The organism is Oceanobacillus sp. FSL W7-1281, from assembly GCF_037969835.1.
Classification (GTDB): Bacteria; Bacillota; Bacilli; order Bacillales; family Amphibacillaceae; genus Oceanobacillus; species Oceanobacillus oncorhynchi.
Map to the genome: position 1 here is coordinate 3,087,052 of NZ_CP150214.1, position 20,090 is coordinate 3,107,141.

The following is a 20,090-nucleotide window of genomic DNA, read 5'->3' on the forward strand; positions in this document are numbered from 1 at the left end:
CATGACATAAACTTTGGAAATAGGGGCATTTTAAATATGCTGTATCATTCTCGGCTTGTCCGAATATGGTTTGCTGTTTTAGGTTTAGTATTTATTCAAGCCCCTTACTTCATTGTATGAACTGCTTGAACAAATATGTCTCCTCTTTCTTCAAATGTTTTGTACTGATCCCAGCTCGCACATGCGGGAGAAAGCAATAGGATATCACCTGCATCTGCTAATGAAAAACCGATTTCAGCTGCATCATCCACGCCGGCTGCGTGCTCAATCACCTGGATGCCGGCTTCTTTTCCAACTCGCTCTAATTTCGGTGCCGTCTCTCCAAATACAACCATTGCTTTAACATGATGCAAATGCGGAATCAGCTCATCAAATTCATTCCCGCGATCTAAGCCGCCTGCAAGAAGGACAATATCCTTTTTAAAGGAATCTAATGCTTTTTGCGTAGCTAGGATATTGGTTGCTTTCGAATCATTGTAAACATAGCGGTCATGCAGCAGCCCTACAAACTCTAAACGATGCTTGACACCGGAAAAAGTTTTTAAGACATGCTGTATGCCCTCATTGGTTGCTCCATTTAATTTTGCTGCTGCAACAGCTGCCAGGATATTCTCTAAGTTATGCTTCCCGACCAAGACAATATCCTCTAAAGGAATAATTGCTTCATCGAAAAAGTATACATGCGTATCATCTGCCCAAGCGCCTGTTTGATGCAGGTTTTTTGTTGCCGAAAAGGCTATATTTTTTGTTTTTGTATCCTTCACTTTTTCTTCAAGCGTCGGATCATCGGCATTATATACCAGATAATCATCGGCATGCTGGTTTTTAAATATATTACATTTAGCTCTGACATAGCTTTCTAAATCGCCGTGATAATCCAAATGCGCTTCATAAATGTTTAAAAGGACTGCTGTCGATGGGCGAAATGTATTTATTCCCTGCAACTGAAAGGAGGATAGCTCCATTACCATCTTTTCATCTGCTTGCATCGTTTGGGCCACTTCCGTTGCAGCAATTCCAATGTTCCCAGCGAGCTTTACCTTACAATTACTCTTTTCCAGCATTTCCGTAACTAAGGTTGTTGTGGTTGTTTTTCCATTGGAACCAGTAATTCCGATGATTGGCTGTTCGATTATATAAGATACCAATTCCACCTCTGTAATTACCGGAATACTGCGTTTCTGCGCTTCTGCAACAATAGGGTGGTCATAACGGATACCCGGGTTTTTAACAACCATCTCTATCCCCTCTAAAACACTTAGCGGATGAGAACCAAGCACAAGATGGGCTCCTTTTTCCTGAAGTGCCAAAACAGACGCATCTTCATAGGATGCTACCGCATCATTCACCGTTACATCCTTGCCGCTCTCCAACAAAACATTCGCAGCAGCTGTACCGCTCCGGGCCAATCCTAAGACAAGCACTTTTTTGGGAAATTGTTTCCATGTGTTCATTAGATACCCACCTCAATATAAATAGCAAGAATCGCAAATAGCAGGCCGACAGACCAGAAAGTGGTAACGACTCTCCATTCTGACCATCCAACCAGCTCATAGTGGTGATGCAGCGGGCTCATTTTGAAAATACGTTTTCCTGTCGTTTTAAAGGAAATTACCTGAATAATAACAGATAAGGTTTCAATAACAAACACACCACCGATAATTACTAATAAAATCTCCAGCTTCAGAAGTATCGCAATAGCAGCAATTGCTCCTCCTAATGCCAATGATCCTGTATCGCCCATGAACACCTTGGCAGGGTGCGCGTTAAACACTAAAAATCCTAACAGAGCGCCGACGACTGCTAAAGCGAAGACGGTTACCATATCATTTGGCACACCATACCAGGCAATAATGGCAAAAGCACCGAAAGCAATCGCTGCAGTACCAGCTAATAAACCATCTAACCCATCCGTTAAGTTAACAGCATTGGAGGCTCCTACAAGCATTACAATAATAAGAATTGCATAGAACCAGCCAATATCAAATTCAACCGTTGTTCCGGGAATGGCAATTGCTGACGAGAAGTCTTCCTGCCCGCGTAAAACAAAATAAAATACAAGTGCAATAATAATTTGTCCAAATAGCTTCTGCTTTGAAGTTAAGCCTAGATTTCGTTTCATTACTACTTTAATATAATCATCCAAAAATCCTAGTAAGCCATAGCCAAATAACACAAAAAGTAACAGCCACAGCTCATAGCCAATCCCTGTATCCATTCTCATTCCCATAATCAGGGATGTAATCACAATACTGAATACAATCATAACTCCACCCATTGTCGGTGTTCCTGATTTCTTCTGATGAGACTCAGGGCCTTCTTCTCTAATACTCTGTCCAAACTTTAATCGTCTTAAAAAAGGGATAAAAATTGGAGATAGAAGAACTGTTATAAGAAACGCTACTGCGATTGTAATTAATAAACCTGTAATATTCATTTTCTCTCCACCTCATTTGTAACCATTTATAGGATTGTTAACAAAGCATGCCAGAATCAGTGCAATTCTTATGAGCATTTGCTGAAACGCCTCTAACCCTCAAATCCACCGCACTGATTCTGTTTCCTGATGATGTAAACAATACCTATAAGATGCCTTAACGTAATTGTTCTAAAAATGTTTCAAATTTCATTCCTCTTGATGCTTTCAGCAAGATAAGGTTTTCCGGTTCCAGATATTGTTCAATCTGATCCATCAGCTCCTGCTTATCCTGCAAGTGGACAGCAATCAGCTCCGTACCTTTCTTTTTTAATTCGTCATGTATGTAATGCGAATGATTACCATACGTATACACTGCTGTAATCTCAGAATGAATAACATCTGCAATTCCGCGATGAAATTCTTCTGCATAATCACCAAGCTCTAAAATATCGCCTAATACAAGTATTTTATGCTGATAGCCTTTCATTTCTTCGACTACTTGAATCGATGCTTTCATAGATGCAGGAGAAGCATTATAAGCATCATTAATAATCGTAATACCGTTTTTGCCTGCATGCTTTTCAAAGCGCATTTTCGTCATTTCTAATTGTCCGAATGCTTGCTGGATGGTTTCAGGAGCTACCCCCATCCCGTATGCCAGTTGAATAACATAAGCGGCATTTTTTGCGTGATGCTTTCCTAAGAGCGGAATCTGGTAAGTTTTCTCTCCTGCCTCAAAGGTTGTCGTTTCTTCCTCTACGGTGATATTGCGAACCACAACATCATTGTCTTCGCTGAAGCCGACCCGTGTTTTAGCTACAGGCACAGCTGCATCTGTTAACAGCGGTTCATCCCCATCAATGATTAACGTACCCTCTGGCTTGATTCCCGACACAATTTCTAATTTGGCTTTGGCTATTCCTTCTTTAGAGCCCAAATTTTCAATATGCTGCCCATCAATATTGGTAATAATCGCCTGATTCGGCTCCCCGATCTTACTCAACAGCTCGATTTCTCCAAAATGGTTCATCCCCATTTCAAGAATCAGCACTTCTGTTTTCCGGTCCATCGATAAAATCGTCAATGGGAGCCCGATATGATTATTGAAATTCCCCTTTGTAGCATGGGTTTTAAATGTTGTCTGCATGACAGCATTAGTCAGATCCTTCGTCGTTGTTTTCCCATTTGATCCGGTAATCCCAATAACAGTCGGATTGACGTCCTTCCGATACGCAGCAGCCAGCTCCTGTAATGCTTTTACAGTATCATCTACAAATAATATCAGCAAAGAGTCAGGGAGATTTGACGGAAGCGGCTTTTCTTTCTGCCAAAAGGCCGCTTCCGCCCCGTTCTCCACTGCTCCGCCAATAAATTGATGGCCATCAAACCGTTCGCCGGCAATTGGTACATAGAGCCCGTGGTTTGTATTCACCCGGCTATCATGGACTACTTCATGAATTTCTAAATCAGCGGAAACGTTCCCTTGATGCCGGGGGAATAATTTCATTAATTGTGATGCAGTAAATAACATCTCTTACTCCCCTTTCTCTTTAATTGCTTCCCGGGCAATTTGGCGATCGTCGAAATCGAATTTTTTCTTGCCGATGATTTGATAGGTTTCATGTCCCTTGCCCGCAATCAAAATAATATCATCCTTTTGAGCAAGCTTCACTGCATGCTTAATAGCTTCTGTCCGGTCTACAATCACTTCAAAGGTCGCTACCTCTTCCGTTAAATGACTTGTCATATCATCCAGGATTTGTACCGGGTCTTCTGTACGCGGATTATCAGATGTGAACAGCGCATGGTCCGCATACTTAACAGCAACATCAGCCATTAACGGCCGTTTAGTACGGTCGCGGTCCCCACCGCAGCCCACAACTACATATACTTTACGCTCTGCAAATTCCCGGCTCGTTTGAAGCACATTCTCTAATGAATCCGGTGTATGCGCAAAATCAACAATGACAGAAAAATCCTGACCCTCATTAATCGGTTCAAACCGGCCATCTACCCCTTTTGTATCCTCCAGGGCTTCTTTAATCACATCTAAATCCACCTTCGATGCGATAGCAGCGCCGCTTGCCGCAAGCATATTATACACATTGAACATACCGATTAAACCAGTTTTAATATGAACTGTGCCCACTGGAGTCACAAGGTTAAATGCCACACCGGCAGGGGAAAGCATAATATTTTTTGCCATTATATCCGCATCCTGCTTGCAGCTGTATGTTAATACCTGCTGCGCTGTGCTTCGTTTTAATAAGTCGCTTGAAGCATCATCCTCATTGATAATTGCATATTTTTTCTTCCCTTGATGATAGTCATTCCCTAAACCGGCAAAGAGAAGACTCTTTGCCCGCAAATAATCATCCATATCTTTATGATAATCGAGATGATCCTGCGACAGATTTGTAAAAATACCAATGTCATAATCACAGCCAAAAACTCTTCCCATGTCTAAAGCATGCGAAGAAACCTCCATGATAACCTGGTCTGTTTCTTTTTTTTGCATTTGATGAAAGATGCGATTTAGCTCTAATGCATCAGGTGTCGTATTATTTACTGGAAATGTTTCATCGCCAATTTTTACTTGGATGCTGCCAATGACACCCGATTTTTTACCCTGTTTTTCAAAAATAGTATCTAATAAATAAGTCGTGGTTGTTTTACCATTTGTACCGGTGACCCCAATCAGCGGAAATTTCGTTGTTGGATAATCATAGTATGCGGCTGACAGCATCGCCAAGGCGCGTCCCGTGTCTCTGACCCGGATAAGCGGAATATCACCGCTGACGTTTACGTCCCTGGAAATAACTGCAGCCGCAGCACCTTTGTCTATCGCTTGCTGCAGAAAATTATGGCCGTCCACGGTATAGCCTTCAATACAGACAAATAAGCTCCCCGGCTCTACTTTTCTGGAGTCCATTTCTACATTGACAATATTTATATCTTTAATAGATTCTGATGTTTGATAGAATTCGATTCCATCCAATAATTCTTTTAGTCTCATTTTTTACACCCTATTTCTGTTCTTTTCCTTTTAATGTATTCTCGAAAAAACTATCGTTTAAGAGGGTTGTCATGAATGTTCTGTTCACATTTTTGCTGGACTTGTTAAACATCCTCTTACAACAGAATCTATTATAGCAAATTTTTAACGATTTAACGATTATTTTTATGACCTAATATTAATCGAATCGTACTTCCAGATTCCAGCATTGTTCCCGCACTTGGGGATTGGTCAATGATTTCATCCCCTTCACCGTTTACTTCAATGGAAAGATCTAACGGATACTCCGCCAGTTTATCTGTACTTTCACCTATAAAATCCGGCACTTCAATTTTAGGCTGATCCGGCCAGGCATATTCTTTTTCTAATCCATCTGTCCGCGGTTCTACATTCATCGCCCGGAGGCTGTCACCAATAATCGTTCCGACAACTGGCGCAGCAACAACACCGCCAAATTGAATCGTATCCTTTGGATTATCGACAGCGAGATAAACAACAATTTCCGGATCGTCCGCCGGTGCAAAGCCAATAAAGGATACAATATAGTTATTTTCTAAATATCCGCCGTTCGGTCCTACCTTTTGAGCGGTCCCCGTTTTCCCGCCGACACGATATCCATCGACATAAGCAGGTCTGCCTGTTCCCTGGGCAACTACCGTCTCTAAGGTTTCCCGAATGGTTTCGGATGTCTCCTGGGAAATAACTTGTTCCTTTAATTGCGGCTCATAGGTTTCAACTGCTTCTCCCGTTACAGGGTCAACCCATTCTTTCGCAATCATCGGTTCGTATAAATAACCGCCGTTTACCGTTGCTGCAACAGCCATCACCTGCTGAATCGGCGTTACCGAAACACCCTGTCCAAAGGATGTGGTTGCCAGCTCTACAGGACCGACATTTTCTGGCTTAAATAGGATTCCGTTTCCTTCTCCCTGCAAATCAATCCCTGTCTTCCTCCCAAAACCAAAGGCATCGATATAAGAAAAAAGCTTTTCTGTACCAAGCATTTGTCCTAAATTAACAAATCCCGGGTTACAGGAATTCTGAACAACCTCAAGATACGACTGGTCTCCATGCCCGCCGCGTTTCCAGCAATGAATCGTTGCTCCGCCGACTTTAATATCGCCGTCATCGTAAAAACGATCTTTCTCTAAATCAACGACTCCCTCTTCTAAAGCAGCAGCTAACGTAATTATTTTAAAGGTTGACCCTGGCTCATAGGTGCTCCAAATAGGCAAATTCCTGCCAAATATAGATGCATCCACGTCCTGATAATTTTCCGGATCAAAATTTGGACGGCTGGACATCCCCAGCACACCGCCTGTTTTAGGGTCAACCGCAATGGCCATCGCCCCATCCGGATTATATTCCGCTACAATCTGGTCTAACTCTCTTTCCATAATGGTAGTTACTTTGTTATTAATCGTTGTTTTTAAATTCAAACCATCTTTTGGAGATGTATATTCGTCTGCCAGCTGCTCTAATCTTCCACCTTTGGCATCGGAATAAAATGAGAGCCTCCCATTTTCTCCTTTTAATTTATCATCATAGTATAATTCAAGTCCCATTAACCCTTGATTATCAATTCCTGTAAATCCGAGCACATGTGATAAAGCACTGTTATTTGGATAGTGACGCTTGGAATCCTTCGCTAAATAAACACCGTCCAAATCCAGTTCTCGAACGGCCTGCTCCTGCTCATTATTTATTTTAATACCTTCAGGACGCACCATCACACTGGATGAATTCTGTGTAACTAATTCCAGCATTCTCTCCTCTGGAACGCCAAGGACCTCCCCCAGAAGCTTCGCTGTATTTTCCGGTTCTTTAATTTGCCGCGGCATCAATAATACCGTAGGAGCAGTTACATTCTCTGCAAGGATTTCCCCCTCCGAATCAAGGATATACCCTCTTTCTGCAGCAAAAGTGATATCTCTTGTCCATAAATCATTGGCACTGTCAGATAAATCATCGCTTAATACCAGTTGAACATAGGCTAATCTTGCAATAATAACCAGAAAAATTAGAATCGCAAATAAAAAAACAGTAATCATTCGTTTTTTTATGATAATGGTGGATGCGCGTTTCATGAAAGAACTCCTTTCAACCTGCTTTGTATCCACTATATGAATGTAAAAAATGGAATAGAACAAGCTATCTTTTCTACTTGTCCCTCATGTATTTCTGCCGCGAATAGATTTTTCTAAAATTCACTTCATATATAAAACTGCTTATAAGAAATACCAAGAAAGTCACAGGACTATAAATTTCACTAAGAAAAACCAAGAACACCGCTTGTTCTTTAAAACATCGGTGTTCTTGCCAAGGAGATGTCCGCTCCGGGAAGTCGCTTTCCGCGGGCAACGTTCAGCCTCCTCGAAAGAAGACCGCTTTCTGCGGGGTCTTCACCTGTTGCTTTTCCCGCAGGAGTCGACTTCCCTCCGCTCCCATCTTTGAAGGAATATGTTTTATTTGCTTTCTTTCAAAGAAAAGAATCTGTTTCTAGTGACGCATTTGGATGGGCAAGTAATTGCAATGGTTTTCAGTGGGACGAATAATCGCAGTCCCAGTCCCAGTGTGAAGACCCCGCAAAAAAAGTGAACTTCTTTTTTCTACCCGCAGGGCATAAGTGCGACCATGCTTCTGTCTGCGCCTGACGGCTTGCCAATCAGCAAGTCTTCTTTAAAGGGGGCTGAGCTCGGGGCCTCCGGAAAGCGGAGTGTATTTCCGGGTCCTGAGATTGCTCACCCCATGAAACCCGTTGGAGCGGGTATCCCCAGCTATTTTTTATAAAAATTCTTATTTTATAAAAAAAGGCTTGCTGAAAAAGTAATCTTTTTTCAGCAAGCCTTTGCTCTATTCCTCTTCGGTTTCTTCGTTCTCTGCTTCGTCGTTGTTATTTCCTTCTTCTGCTTCCTCTTCACCTGCGTTATCATCATCGTTTTCATCAGATGATGTTTCAGATGATTCTCCGGAAGGAACTTCTAATTCAAAACCTAAATAGTCACCTTCCTGAATTGGTTTTCCAACTTCAATACCCTGTGAGGTGACATAACCATTACCGAATCTTTCTGTCTGCAGGTTCAGCAGATCAGCAAAGCTCATCACTTCTCTTAACGACCAGCCTGTTATATCAGGCATCGTTGGTTCATCTGTAAGCAATAGAACTTTTTCATTTGGCAGTATTCTCTCTCCTGCTTCCACATTACTGGCAACAATGGTTTCTCCCTCGCCAATGAGAATTGGCTGGATTCCTTGCTCCTCTAATTCAGACTGAACACTTTCTGCAGATTGCTCTGCTACTTCAGGAAATTCCACCTCTTGAATCTTGTTAGATTCATCTTCTTCCGGCTCTACATCTAAATAATGAAGGCTATTTTCTACCACATTATTAAAGATAAATGCAAGCGGGGCAGAACCTGATTCTGTATCCTCCAATTCCGGCTGCTGGATAGATACATAAACCATTAACTGGGGATCATCCATTGGAGCCATCCCTAAAAAGGAAAATACATGATTTTCTTTTCCAGTTAAATAGCCGCCGCCTTCAGGGTCCGGCATTTGTGCGGTTCCAGTTTTGCCTCCGACCACATAATCATCTAATTTATATGGGGCGCCGGTTCCATCCTCATCATTCACTACAGAAGCAAGCAATTCTTTCATTTCTTCTGCAGTTTCCGGTGAAATTGGCTGGCCGGTGTATTCCGATTCAGTTTCTTCCAGTACATTGTTTGTCGTGGAATCAACAATTTTATCCACTACATACGGCTTTACCATTTGTCCGTCATTTGCGATAGCTGAAGCAGCTCTCATCTGCTGTATTGGGGTAACGGTTGTCCCTTGACCAAAAGCCGTTCTTAATTTTTCGGATGGCCAATTGTATTGTATCCGGCCGACAGATTCATCTGGAAGATCGATCCCGGTAGGTTCTTCAAAACCAAATGCCTGAATATATTCATAGAATTCATCTGCGCCAATATCTTCCCAAAGCAATTTAGAAGCAGCTACGTTGGAAGAACGCATAAATCCTTCATCATAGGAAATATCTCCCCAGCCTTCCCCTTGGTTGTGGTCTCTGATTTCCTCAATTCTTTCGTTAGGCTGATACGTTCCCGATTCAAATGTCTCTTCTCCATTATAGACACCTTCTTCAATCGCTGCTGCCCAAGTAAATATTTTAAATGTTGATCCAGGCTCAAATGGAGAAGAAATCGGATCATTATACCAATTCTCTACATTTTCAGGGCTATTCGGGTTAAAACTTGGCCGTGTACTCATCGCCATAATCTCACCCGTTTTCGGATCCATAATAATTGCATTCATTTTTACAGGATTATATTGTTCATCTACCTGCGTCATTAAATCCTCCAGCAAGGTTTGGATTTTTTGATCAATGGTTAAATAAACCTGATCCCCGTCCTCCGGCTCTTGAATAATTTCATCAGGATCCAATAGTTTGCTGTTAAAACGGTCACGCTGATAGGAAATAAATCCATCCTTCCCTCCAAGGACCTCATTCATGACATTTTCCATTCCAGTTACACCGGTGATGCTATGTTCAATGCCATCTTCGGTTTCTTCTTCCACTTCGCGGGCAAAACCAATAATATGTGAAGCAAACATACCATTTGGATAATACCGCATCGGCTCTTCGTCAAAGTAGATACCTGGAATTTCTGCTTCTTCAATGGCTTCTTTTTCTTGTTGAGACAGCTGACGTCCCAGCTGACCAAATTCAACCTGAAATCTCTCCGCTTCTACCGCTTCATCCAGTATCCCTTTTATTTCACTTTCTTCCTCATCTAAAATAGATGCCAATTCTTCCGCTGTTTCCTCCGTGTCTGAAACGTGCAGGGCTTCCGGTGAATTTTCTGAGTATCCTTCATCTAAGATGGCATACATCCGATACGCCGGACGGTCATAAGCTAATACCATGCCATTCTTATCCATGATTTGTCCACGCTCTGCATTCATCTTATAGGAGGTTGTCCGCTGGTTTTCTGCCCATTCATCCAATGCAACGCCGCTAACTTCGCCCGTTGCCTGTATATACATAAACCTGCCTGCAAGCACAAGGAATAAAGCAACGAAAACTAGCATATAAATGCTAGCCATGACATTTGCCGTCTTATTTTTTTTCATGTTCAAGAAACCCCTTGCTAGTTGTTAACTGTTTCTGCTTGTTTCACTTCCGAATTTTGGATTTTCAAACCGTTTTTCTCTGCAATCTCTGTGATTCTCTCTGGACGCGACAGTTCCTCTCTCTCAAAATTTAAGTTTTCATTTACGATTTTTTGCTGGTTTATGGAGTTTTCTAATTGCTGCACTTCCCGATTTAAGCTGTCTGTCCCAGAAGCGTAGGAAACCATTCCGATCCCAAATACTAAAATCGCAGCACTGGTAACCGAATAAATCACTTTTTCGCCTTTACTGATCCAAGGTGTTTTCTTTACCTTTTTGACTATCGTTTTAGATTCTTCTTGGGGATTATATTGGGGATTTACTTGCCACTTTCTAGCCTGATTTTCACTCATTACTTTTTCCACCCTTCTTCATAACGGAAATCATTATTCCATTCATTTATTTTTTCGACAATCCGCAACTTGGCCGAACGCGATCGTCTATTTTCATCCAGCTCTTCCGTATGAGCTATTATTGGTTTTCTGGTTATTAATTTAAATGGAGCCTGGTGTGTTTCCGGGACAATAGGAAGGTTCCTGGGTACAGGTTTATCTGTACTCCATGTTTTAAAAGCCTGCTTACAAAGACGATCCTCTAATGAATGGAATGTGATGACTGCAATTCTTCCATTTACGCCTGTCAATTCCGCAGCCTGATGAAGTGCCTGGTTAAACACTTCCAGCTCATCATTTACAGCGATTCGTATCGCCTGGAAAATACGTTTTGCCGGATGGCCGCCTTTTCTTCTGGCGGGTGCAGGTATCGCGTCTTTAATAATGTCTACCAGTTCTCCGGTCGTTTCAATCGGTTTTTCCTCTCTTGCTTTTTCAATTTTCCGGGCAATCCCTTTGGAAAATTTCTCCTCACCGTATCGAAAAAAGATAGATACCAATTGTTCATAGGTCCATTCATTCACCACTTTATATGCAGTGAGAACCTGAGATTGGTTCATACGCATATCTAATTTCGCATCCTGGTGATAGCTGAAACCTCTGTCTGCCTGATCTAATTGCGGGGAAGAAACCCCTAAATCAAAAAGAATTCCATCAGCTTGTACCACCCCAAGCTCTGACAGACTTTTTTCCAGTCCTTGAAAATTAGAGTGTATAAATGTAATTTTTTCTTGATGTATACGTAAGCGTTCCTGAGCAGCTTCTAATGCCTGAATATCTTGATCAAAAGCAAAAAGCCTGCCGTTTTCATTCAATCTTGAGGCAATTTCTAAGGAATGACCGCCGCCTCCAACCGTACAGTCTACATAAGTACCATCCGGCTTTATTTTTAATCCTTTTATTGTTTCTTCTTTTAAAACACTGTAATGCTCAAACATCTTAGCCACCAACTTTTTTATCCTTATAATGCGTGTTCAAATTAAATATCAAAATCCATTAGGTTCTCCGCAATCTCGGCAAACGATTCTTCAGATTCTTCCACATACGTATTCCAATGATCGCTCGCCCAAAGCTCCACACGATTGGAAACACCAATCACATTGCAATCCTTCTCCAAATTAGCGTAGGTCCGAAGATTCGCAGGAATATTTATTCTTCCCTGTTTATCCACTTCGCATTCCACAGCACCAGAGAAAAAGAAACGTGTAAAAGCCCGGGCATCCTTTTTAGTCAGTGGGAGTTTCTTTAACTTTCCTTCTAAAATTTCCCATTCTTGCTTAGGGTATGCGAATAAACATTTATCGAGTCCACGCGTTAATACAAAACTTGTCCCTAATTCTTCTCTGAACTTGGAAGGGACAATGATTCGTCCTTTTGTATCAATGCTATGCAGGAATTCTCCCATGAACATATAGACGCCCCCTACTTTCGTAAATTCATAATACCACATCCCCCCACTATGCTCCACTATTTCTTCAAAAATATTTTATTTCTCTTTTCCATTGTGTTTTATATCTTTTTTTAAGACATGAAAAAAACTGCCATATCAATAGATAGACAGTTTTTCTTCCAACTATATAGTTGTGGTGGTGAGTTGTGGGGGATTTTATTCAACCACCCAATGCCCTTGTTCCATATCAAATGAAAAGGCAGTCAGCTGTGAAATAAATTCTGTACCATAGTGGTTCCATAAGAATAATGGATTCCAAACACGCTCCTGCAAGCCTCCATGCGGATGAAGCACTTGCTCCAGCTGATTAAATTCACGTAAAACTTTAGAATGCTTCTTTTCAAATTCCTTATGGAACCGCTTGTTCATAAATTGAATATCCTCTAATAAATAAGCTAAATTCTTTTTGCTCAGCGCCTGAATATCATCGCCCATTTCAGAAGCCATCTCCCGAATTGGCTGATGCGCTTCTTTAATCTTCTCCGCCACGTCTTCTGTTATTTGATCAATTTCCTGTTGACCATTTCTTTCCATGTAATCTTTTACCGTCGCTTGAACGCCATTTAAGATAACATCTTTCACCGTCAGCTGATATTTTGTGACTAATTTTTTCGTAGCTGCGTCTAAAAAAGTCAGGGAAAATCTTGGCACAACTGGCGGCATTTGCAGGTTCATTACATGAAAACCCGCCTTTAATCCAGCCCAATAAGCTATCTCCCCGGGACCGGCTATAAAAGCCAGCGTAGGAAACATATACTCTTGCATAATTGGTCTTGTTACCACATTATTGCTTAGTTTCCACGGTGTATTTCTGGCAATATCCTTAAGCTCCTCCACCGTGAAGGAAACCTCCTGCTGCTTCCCGACCCAGTTTCCGCTCTCGTCTACGTTCAACAAAATTCTTCCTTGTATATCATCATGGTAAAATATATTCCCATCTGATGTATCTGCTTCAATAGCAAGCGGATATTGATGCTTTTCTAACGTTTCCAGCGTTTTGACTACGGAACCGCTGATTTGAGATTGATTCTGAATTAATTCCACAAAACACTTTGATTCCAGTTTACGAAATGCTGGGTTGCCAGAATCCACCAATACAATCCCTTGATTTGGAAATAGTGCAAAAATAAGCCGTGCAAAAAAATCAATGTAATTAGAAGCTTTTTGTTGTATTTCCTGAATCACTGTGTAGATGTCTCTTGTATGTGCTGTCTCAGGCAAAGCTTCAAATACAGCTTCCACCCATTTTGAGAGTTCTTTCTTATCCATTTCTAATTCCGAAACAGCCTTTTTCCTCGCGTCTATATTTTTAGTCCGCAGTTTTAGCTTGTGAAAATCTCCATCGTCTTTCGGACAGTAAATATGATTGATTTCCTCAAAATCATGATCTTCACCAGCAATCCAAAAAACCGGGACAACTGGTGCTTCCAATAGTTTTTCCTGCTGTTTTGCCAGTTCAAGAATAGAAATAATTTTATTGATTGTATAAATAGGTCCTGTCAAAAGGCCAGCTTGCTGTCCGCCGATAACAACCGTACTCTGTTGATCGTTTAAACGTTCAATTTGTTTGAGTGTTTCTTCCGGCGCTCCCCATTCTTTGTTTAATGTATGTAATACATTCGTCAGCCCATGCCGGTCAAAATCTTTTTCAGCTACATCTTGTAATCGTTTATGAAAATCCTTATATGGATGGTAATCAAACAACTGTGTTATATTTTCTGCTTCTTTTTTATAATCAGCTACTAACCTGTTGGCAGCAGGCAAAGTTAACGAATTTATCTGCATATCATTTTCCCCTTATATCGATTTGAATACATTCCGTATTGTACAGAAAAAACAGCAAGAATCAAACTAATCTGCTTCCGGGGAAACGAATAAACATTTTTCAGAAGAAGTTTATTTTATCTCAAATGAGAAAAAGAATCTCTATTCAAGGGGAGCTTTTCATTCTCCGCATCGTGGCCGGGCTGGCAGAGCATTTTCCCGAAAGCAAAAAAAGCTTGCAGAGACAGCTTTCCTTCCAGCCCCTGCGCCCTTAACTGGTTACCTATATTCTGACTGCACATATTAAGATAATACTTCTTTGATAATATAAACAAGACTTAAAACAAGATAAGCAGAAGAGAATAATAAAAATGCACTTCTCCAAACAATTTTAATTGCTTTTGAAATCTCTACATCACTTTGTTTCTGATATTGATGAATCAATATCCCCGTCAAACTTATCAGAAACAGCAGGATTATCCAGCCAAAAAAGCTTCGATCAAACAAAAGCTGCAGTAAGACGCCTACACCTAAGATAAAAAAGATTGCTGACCACTGGACAGCATTATGTACAGCTTTCCATGTATGTTGTTTCCGGAACTTCGTTATCCCATATGCTAAAAAAGTAATGATAAATGGGAATGCAATAAAAAGAGCTATTGTATAATAAATATAATCTCTCATCCTTTTCCTCCCTGCCTATAAACAATTTATTTCTATCAAGTTAAGATGACCGCTTTGATGTATGCAAGTTTATTTTGACATAATGCACCAGTATCGGTATCCACTGCATAACCCCGGCGTCTGTCCGCCTATAAATGCACTTCTGAACAGAAGCGATTTTTAGAAAACTAAGCCCGCTTTCAAGTCTTCCTTTTAATGAATGCAAAAGTTTTCTAATATAAATATAACAGAAATAATTTTAAATTTGTCTCCTATGTATTATAATTTAGACAGAGAAGGAAATCTACATTCATCTTTGATAACAGGATAATTATTCAGGAGGGTTTAACATGGGAAATATAAAGATAGAAAATTTACTGATTAATTTTAAAACACTAGAAAAATTTAAGCGTTTTCGTGAATATGGAAACCAGGAATTGACCATGATGGAAGATTTAGAGAATAAGATTATCGAGAATAATAGTAAGTCTCCTTTTTATGGAATTTATATCGGGGATAATTTAGTAGCCAGAATGAGTCTTTATGAAGTGAGCAGGAAGTATGATTTTTACTTTAAGCCTTCTCAGGATTATTTGACACTTTGGAAATTAGAAGTGCTTCCCGATTATCAAGGAAAAGGCTATGGAAAAGCGCTTGTAGATTTTGCAAAAAGCTTTAACCTTCCTATTAAAACAAGTCCACGTATTAATTCGCATGGATTTTGGGAAAAGATGGATTTCATCAAACCACATTATGAAATGGAACGCGATTTAGGAGAAAATCCACTGCTCTGGCTGCCTGAGGGCGTTGAAGAAAAAGACACGAAGCAATAAGCTTCGTGCTTTTTTGCATCATATAAGATTAAATGAAGGCATCCCCTTTATCTGGGGCACTTATGGATTGGAGACTGTATGAATAAGTTGATTTATTTTTCCCCACACCATTTCATATTTCTCCATCTGCTTTTTTAACTCTTTGTTTTCCTTTAAGATTTTATCTACTTCTTCCCGCTTCACAAAATCATCCTGCTGCGGAATATCTGTCCGCATTTTTTCTAGCAGCTGAATAGCTGCATCAATAGATTGAATCGATGAGGTTTCGATAGCTGGGTAGGCAATTCGCTGCTTTAACCCTGCTTTTCTTTTGTCCTTCGCAGCCTGCACCTGGTCCTGGCATTGCTTTCTTATTTTCGCATTCCAGCGGAACCCGCATGCTGCAGATGTTCTGGATAATTTTTCAGCAACTTCCTTAAAAGCTTCTAATTGGGTTCTCCCTTCCTGAATACATTGAAGTACGGTATCTGCTAACAATCTGTCCTCTTCTTCTGTCCAAGCGTCCTGTCTTGTATCGTTCATAACATACCTCCTATTAGGGTTTGCTATCAATGTATGCAAAAAATAGGTATGCTAGAATCGTTTTATATTAAAAATATCCAGAAAGCTCTTAAAAAAATAGGTTCTATGTCAAATGTGGTGGTGGAATATCATTCCTCCACCTCTTTATTTATAAGCTTGCTTTAAGACAAGCTTTACCTCTTGTTGCCATAGAATTTTCTTTCTCATTCGATCAAACTGTTTAATCCCATAAGATAATCTTTTTAATACTTTAATCGTATTATTAACGCCTTCTATGTAGCCATTATTAAAGGGATACATAAAAGAATGCAGAATTTCTTGTTGCCATCTTTTAAATGTACGTGCGACACGATGAAATCCCTCTAACGCGGATGCATTCAACTTCTCCAGGCACGCTTCTAATCCAGCAGTTGCGTTGTGCGCATCACTTTCCTTAAACCACGTATCCAATTCATGCTTTAAACCATAAGCTTCCTTTAAGCGGGGATCTATCCTTAATAATTGCTCGACTTTCTTCTTCTGATCATCTGAACAGGTTGTCCATGATTTCCACAGAAGTTTTTTGGAACGTTTCATTCGAATTCGATCTTTCTTGGGCAGCTCCTTTTGAACTTCACGGCGGACCTCATCTAGAGCCCAATAGGCCTGACGCATAAAGTGAAAACGGTCAGCGATAATCAGAGGATTTCCCAGTGCTTTTCGAATTGCTTGTTTAAACGCTTGAGATAAATCCATTACTACCATTTCTACTTTACCTGTATCACAGGACTTTAAGTACGCTTCAATGGTTTCCACTTTTCGATTTGGCAAGATATCGATAATTCTTCGGTTCTCCACATCGACCACATTCAATTGAAACCTCTCTCCATCCGCGTCACCTTTAAACTCATCGATCGCAATGACTCGCGGCAACACTTTGCTGGTAGTTAACTCCTTCTGATCAAACCACCGTAAGACACGATTCACTGTTACTCCGGTTACTAGCGCCGCTGTACGAAAGGAACTCACCGCTGCATGCATCATCGCTGTCGTTTGCACACTCGCCATACAACGTTGATACCGATGAATCATTTGTAGACGCTCATAAAATGTGTGATGACACGACGTGCAAATATAACGTCGTTTTCGCAGGGAAAGATGAACTTCCTTGGTTGTAAACGCTGGTCCTTGAATGCTTTGCCAACGATAGCCATGTATCCGCTTGGTTCTTTTACGGCAAAAAGGACATTTCTGCATACGCTGTTTCGTGAATAATTCTGCAATAAAATAACTTTCTTCTTCTCTGATATCCCACACATCTACATGCGTATCTTTAATTCCTAACAACTCTGTGATAAAATGATGATGCACTCTTTTCCTCTCCCATTCCTTTTGTCTCGACAACTCAAGGTTACCAGAGAGAGGAAATAGAGTGTATTTTTTTGTCTCCGTTCCATCTGGCGATGGAACGGAGGGCACCACCACATTCAGTATAGAGCCAAAAAATATATACGTGGAGGAAAACGAAAAAAACAGACCACGCAATGTGATCTGTTTTCGTTAATTAAAGTTAGTTGCTGATAACTTCTTTTCCATCATAATTTCCACATGCTTTGCAAACATGGTGAGGTTTCGTTAATTCGCCACAGTTGGAGCATTCTACCATACCAGGTACATGTAGTTTTTTATGCGTACGACGTTGGTTCTTTACTTTTTTGGAAGTTCTTCTTTTAGGTACTGCCATGACTTACACCTCCTTCAAAAATGAAAGTAAAACTTGAATCAGATTCTTATTTTTCTTTCTGGTTATTATTAAGGAGAGACTCCAATTTTTTCAATCTTGGATCGATGGGCTTCTCTTCCTTTGTCTCAGATACAAATTCCCAGTCCTTCCCGCTGGAAGGGGCTGCCTCATCCGAATCAGCGTTTTCTGCAAAAACGCGGAATGGAATTTCCAATAATATATTTTCCTTGATATATGGTGTTAAGTCAAGAACTTCTCCCCGAATAGGATGAATTTCTTGTTCTTCTTCCTCACTTCCATAATAAGGAGATGCTGAGAAAACCTCATTTGCATCTATTTCAAATGGATAAGGAACATCCACCAATGTACGTGCGCACGGGAGTGTCATTTCTCCTGTTATATGAAAATTCACATAGAACTCTTCCCCATGCACAACCACTTGTCCGGTCACATGTACTGGAGCGATTTTTCGTATATCATTATTCATCGTTTCCAGTTCTGACACATCGGTTTGATTATCAAAGAAATATGGCTCATTTACGGAACCTTTTCTAATCTGATTAACAGTTAATTTCATTAAAATCACCTCTAGGCAACAAGATAAATGATAAAAGAAAATGCTTCGTTTGTCAATATATTTTCTTTACACCACAGGTATAAGTTGGACTATAGCTCTGCCAGCCCTTGCCGGCTTGCCAATTGCTAAATCTTCCATACATACGTAGTATTCCCTGATACAGTGTATAAAAAACAACAGTTAAAACCATTCTAACGGCAGTTTGTCATTTTGTCATTCTATTTCTCTTTTCGTCCTACAAATTCCGGAATATGTTAAAATAAAGCTACTTGAAAAAATAGAGGTGAGTGTATGGAAGCTTGCGGTTTAATAGTTGAATACAATCCTTTCCATTTCGGACATCAATATCATTTAAAAAAAGCCAGGGAAGAAACCGATGCAGACTGTATTGTTGCGGTTATGAGCGGGAATTTTTTGCAACGCGGCGAGCCGGCTATTATGGATAAATACAACCGGGCCAAAGCGGCCATCCTTGGAGGCGTTGATTTAGTTGTTGAGCTGCCGTATGTCTATGCTGTACAACACAGCGATTATTTCGCCAAAGGAGCAATCGATATGCTTTATCATTCCGGCGTCAGTGCTGTATGCTTCGGAAGTGAAGCAGGCAAAATCGATGCTTTTTCCGATGCTTATCAGCTCCAGAAAGTACATCAGCATCAATACGAAGCCTTTGTAAAAGAATATTTAAATAAGGGACATGCCTATCCAGATGCAGCAACAAAAGCATATCAGCATATTTTTGGTATATCTGATATATTGGATGTGTCCAGACCAAATAATATTTTAGGACTAAGTTATGTCCGGGCAATTAAAGACGCCCATTATCCAATAAAACCAATCACTATAAAACGAATCGAGAATAATTATCACGATACTGCTATTACTGGAAATATAGCCAGCGCAACAAGTATCCGAAAAGAAGTGCTGAATAACCCATCTGCCAGCAAAGCAGCTGCTGAAGCCATGCCGGAGACCACATCAGATATTTTACAGAGCTATAAAAGCGCCTCAGGCTACTGGCATGATTGGGAGTTATATTTCTCTTTTTTGAAATATCGAGTACAAACAATGACCTTAGCAGAATTGCAGCAGATAGAAGGGGTTGTTGAGGGGCTGGAGCATCGCATTGCACGCACAGCTATGGAAGCTTCCTCTTTTCAAGGATGGATGACTGCTTTAAAAACAAAACGTTACACATGGACAAGGCTTCAACGTATTTTTGTCCATATTTTAACTAATACAAGAAAAGAAGATAATATACTTGGTACCCAGGCAGGTTATATAAAGGTACTGGCCATGAATAAAACCGGCCAGGCTTATCTTAATCAGCAGAAAAAGAAAGCGGAGCTTCCGTTTATTACAAAAATAAATCAAATCAAACACCCCTTCCTGGAAATCGAGGAACGGGCTGCGAAAGCGTATTACAGTATTTTACCCGGTAAGAAACAAAGAGACTTCTTTTTACAGGAGATTAAACCGCCGATTATTATAAAGTGAAACTTCATTTTGTTGAAGCAATTCTTTCTGACGTTACAAAAAAGAGGATTTCCGTC

17 protein-coding genes are annotated in these 20,090 nt (G+C 40.5%); 2 read left to right on the plus strand and 15 right to left on the minus strand.

Features of this window, described 5'->3' with window-relative positions:
- Positions 1-104 precede the first annotated feature (104 nt).
- The 11 genes from murD to MKX55_RS15370 form a co-directional block, all read right to left on the minus strand.
- Positions 105-1,454, minus strand: a complete 1,350-nt coding sequence (murD, locus tag MKX55_RS15320; RefSeq protein WP_339233406.1) for a UDP-N-acetylmuramoyl-L-alanine--D-glutamate ligase — start codon at positions 1,452-1,454, stop codon at positions 105-107.
- Positions 1,454-2,437: a phospho-N-acetylmuramoyl-pentapeptide-transferase gene (gene mraY, locus MKX55_RS15325; RefSeq protein ID WP_042535188.1), complete on the minus strand. Its 984-nt coding sequence runs from the start codon at positions 2,435-2,437 to the stop codon at positions 1,454-1,456. The genes murD and mraY overlap by 1 nt, the downstream gene beginning before the upstream one ends.
- A gap of 157 nt (positions 2,438-2,594) precedes the next feature.
- Positions 2,595-3,950, minus strand: coding sequence for a UDP-N-acetylmuramoyl-tripeptide--D-alanyl-D-alanine ligase (gene murF, locus MKX55_RS15330; protein ID WP_339178392.1), 1,356 nt, complete (start codon positions 3,948-3,950; stop codon positions 2,595-2,597).
- Between the two features lie 3 nt (positions 3,951-3,953).
- Positions 3,954-5,435 carry a UDP-N-acetylmuramoyl-L-alanyl-D-glutamate--2,6-diaminopimelate ligase gene (locus MKX55_RS15335; protein WP_339178394.1) on the minus strand — a complete coding sequence of 494 codons (1,482 nt, stop codon included), beginning with the start codon at positions 5,433-5,435 and terminating at the stop codon, positions 3,954-3,956.
- 152 nt (positions 5,436-5,587) lie between these two features.
- Positions 5,588-7,522 carry a stage V sporulation protein D gene (locus MKX55_RS15340; RefSeq protein WP_339178395.1) on the minus strand — a complete coding sequence of 645 codons (1,935 nt, stop codon included), beginning with the start codon at positions 7,520-7,522 and terminating at the stop codon, positions 5,588-5,590.
- A gap of 766 nt (positions 7,523-8,288) precedes the next feature.
- Complete coding sequence (locus MKX55_RS15345) at positions 8,289-10,574, minus strand: penicillin-binding protein (protein WP_339233408.1); 2,286 nt, start codon at positions 10,572-10,574, stop codon at positions 8,289-8,291.
- Between the two features lie 17 nt (positions 10,575-10,591).
- Complete coding sequence (gene ftsL, locus MKX55_RS15350; RefSeq protein ID WP_339178400.1) at positions 10,592-10,966, minus strand: cell division protein FtsL; 375 nt, start codon at positions 10,964-10,966, stop codon at positions 10,592-10,594.
- Positions 10,966-11,943 (minus strand): 16S rRNA (cytosine(1402)-N(4))-methyltransferase RsmH, encoded by a 978-nt coding sequence (gene rsmH / locus MKX55_RS15355; protein ID WP_339238541.1) that lies wholly within the window; start codon positions 11,941-11,943, stop codon positions 10,966-10,968. Before rsmH ends, ftsL begins: the two co-directional genes overlap by 1 nt.
- Positions 11,944-11,984: 41 nt before the next feature.
- Entirely contained in the window at positions 11,985-12,416 is a 432-nt protein-coding gene (mraZ, locus tag MKX55_RS15360; RefSeq protein WP_339178401.1) for a division/cell wall cluster transcriptional repressor MraZ, read from the minus strand.
- A 195-nt stretch (positions 12,417-12,611) separates the two neighbouring features.
- Positions 12,612-14,240, minus strand: a complete 1,629-nt coding sequence (bshC, locus tag MKX55_RS15365) for a bacillithiol biosynthesis cysteine-adding enzyme BshC (RefSeq protein ID WP_339233410.1) — start codon at positions 14,238-14,240, stop codon at positions 12,612-12,614.
- A 282-nt stretch (positions 14,241-14,522) separates the two neighbouring features.
- A complete protein-coding gene (locus MKX55_RS15370; RefSeq protein WP_339233412.1) occupies positions 14,523-14,903 on the minus strand; it encodes a DUF3397 domain-containing protein in 381 nt (126 codons plus the stop codon).
- A 329-nt stretch (positions 14,904-15,232) separates the two neighbouring features.
- Here MKX55_RS15370 and MKX55_RS15375 point away from each other — a divergent pair, with 329 nt between their 5' ends.
- Entirely contained in the window at positions 15,233-15,715 is a 483-nt protein-coding gene (locus tag MKX55_RS15375; protein WP_042535205.1) for an N-acetyltransferase, read from the plus strand.
- A 60-nt stretch (positions 15,716-15,775) separates the two neighbouring features.
- On the opposite strand, the gene MKX55_RS15380 is transcribed toward MKX55_RS15375, so the two are convergent.
- The 4 genes from MKX55_RS15380 to MKX55_RS15395 all read right to left on the minus strand — a co-directional run bounded on the left by MKX55_RS15380 (position 15,776) and on the right by MKX55_RS15395 (position 18,537).
- Positions 15,776-16,237, minus strand: coding sequence for an RsfA family transcriptional regulator (locus MKX55_RS15380; RefSeq protein ID WP_042535207.1), 462 nt, complete (start codon positions 16,235-16,237; stop codon positions 15,776-15,778).
- Between the two features lie 144 nt (positions 16,238-16,381).
- Entirely contained in the window at positions 16,382-17,587 is a 1,206-nt protein-coding gene (locus MKX55_RS15385) for an ISL3 family transposase (RefSeq protein WP_339233414.1), read from the minus strand.
- Positions 17,588-17,786: 199 nt separating this feature from the next.
- On the minus strand, positions 17,787-17,960 hold the full coding sequence (gene rpmF, locus MKX55_RS15390; protein WP_042535209.1) for a 50S ribosomal protein L32: 174 nt from the start codon (positions 17,958-17,960) through the stop codon (positions 17,787-17,789).
- Positions 17,961-18,006: 46 nt separating this feature from the next.
- A complete protein-coding gene (locus tag MKX55_RS15395) occupies positions 18,007-18,537 on the minus strand; it encodes a YceD family protein (protein WP_339178407.1) in 531 nt (176 codons plus the stop codon).
- A 291-nt stretch (positions 18,538-18,828) separates the two neighbouring features.
- Here MKX55_RS15395 and MKX55_RS15400 point away from each other — a divergent pair, with 291 nt between their 5' ends.
- Positions 18,829-20,034, plus strand: coding sequence for a nucleotidyltransferase (locus tag MKX55_RS15400; RefSeq protein ID WP_339233416.1), 1,206 nt, complete (start codon positions 18,829-18,831; stop codon positions 20,032-20,034).
- Positions 20,035-20,090: the final 56 nt, after the last annotated feature.

What these genes read in the sequence shown, in the direction of transcription:
- mraY (WP_042535188.1), bottom strand. Translation starts at nt 2,437, where the DNA reads ATGAATATTACAGGTTTATTAATTACAATCGCAGTAGCGTTTCTTATA.
- rpmF (WP_042535209.1), bottom strand. Translation starts at nt 17,960, where the DNA reads ATGGCAGTACCTAAAAGAAGAACTTCCAAAAAAGTAAAGAACCAACGT.
- MKX55_RS15400 (WP_339233416.1), top strand. Translation starts at nt 18,829, where the DNA reads ATGGAAGCTTGCGGTTTAATAGTTGAATACAATCCTTTCCATTTCGGA.
- mraZ (WP_339178401.1), bottom strand. Translation starts at nt 12,416, where the DNA reads ATGTTCATGGGAGAATTCCTGCATAGCATTGATACAAAAGGACGAATC.
- MKX55_RS15345 (WP_339233408.1), bottom strand. Translation starts at nt 10,574, where the DNA reads ATGAAAAAAAATAAGACGGCAAATGTCATGGCTAGCATTTATATGCTA.
- MKX55_RS15340 (WP_339178395.1), bottom strand. Translation starts at nt 7,522, where the DNA reads ATGAAACGCGCATCCACCATTATCATAAAAAAACGAATGATTACTGTT.
- MKX55_RS15370 (WP_339233412.1), bottom strand. Translation starts at nt 14,903, where the DNA reads ATGAGAGATTATATTTATTATACAATAGCTCTTTTTATTGCATTCCCA.
- rsmH (WP_339238541.1), bottom strand. Translation starts at nt 11,943, where the DNA reads ATGTTTGAGCATTACAGTGTTTTAAAAGAAGAAACAATAAAAGGATTA.
- ftsL (WP_339178400.1), bottom strand. Translation starts at nt 10,966, where the DNA reads ATGAGTGAAAATCAGGCTAGAAAGTGGCAAGTAAATCCCCAATATAAT.
- MKX55_RS15395 (WP_339178407.1), bottom strand. Translation starts at nt 18,537, where the DNA reads ATGAAATTAACTGTTAATCAGATTAGAAAAGGTTCCGTAAATGAGCCA.
- MKX55_RS15335 (WP_339178394.1), bottom strand. Translation starts at nt 5,435, where the DNA reads ATGAGACTAAAAGAATTATTGGATGGAATCGAATTCTATCAAACATCA.
- bshC (WP_339233410.1), bottom strand. Translation starts at nt 14,240, where the DNA reads ATGCAGATAAATTCGTTAACTTTGCCTGCTGCCAACAGGTTAGTAGCT.
- MKX55_RS15380 (WP_042535207.1), bottom strand. Translation starts at nt 16,237, where the DNA reads ATGAACGATACAAGACAGGACGCTTGGACAGAAGAAGAGGACAGATTG.
- murD (WP_339233406.1), bottom strand. Translation starts at nt 1,454, where the DNA reads ATGAACACATGGAAACAATTTCCCAAAAAAGTGCTTGTCTTAGGATTG.
- MKX55_RS15375 (WP_042535205.1), top strand. Translation starts at nt 15,233, where the DNA reads ATGGGAAATATAAAGATAGAAAATTTACTGATTAATTTTAAAACACTA.
- murF (WP_339178392.1), bottom strand. Translation starts at nt 3,950, where the DNA reads ATGTTATTTACTGCATCACAATTAATGAAATTATTCCCCCGGCATCAA.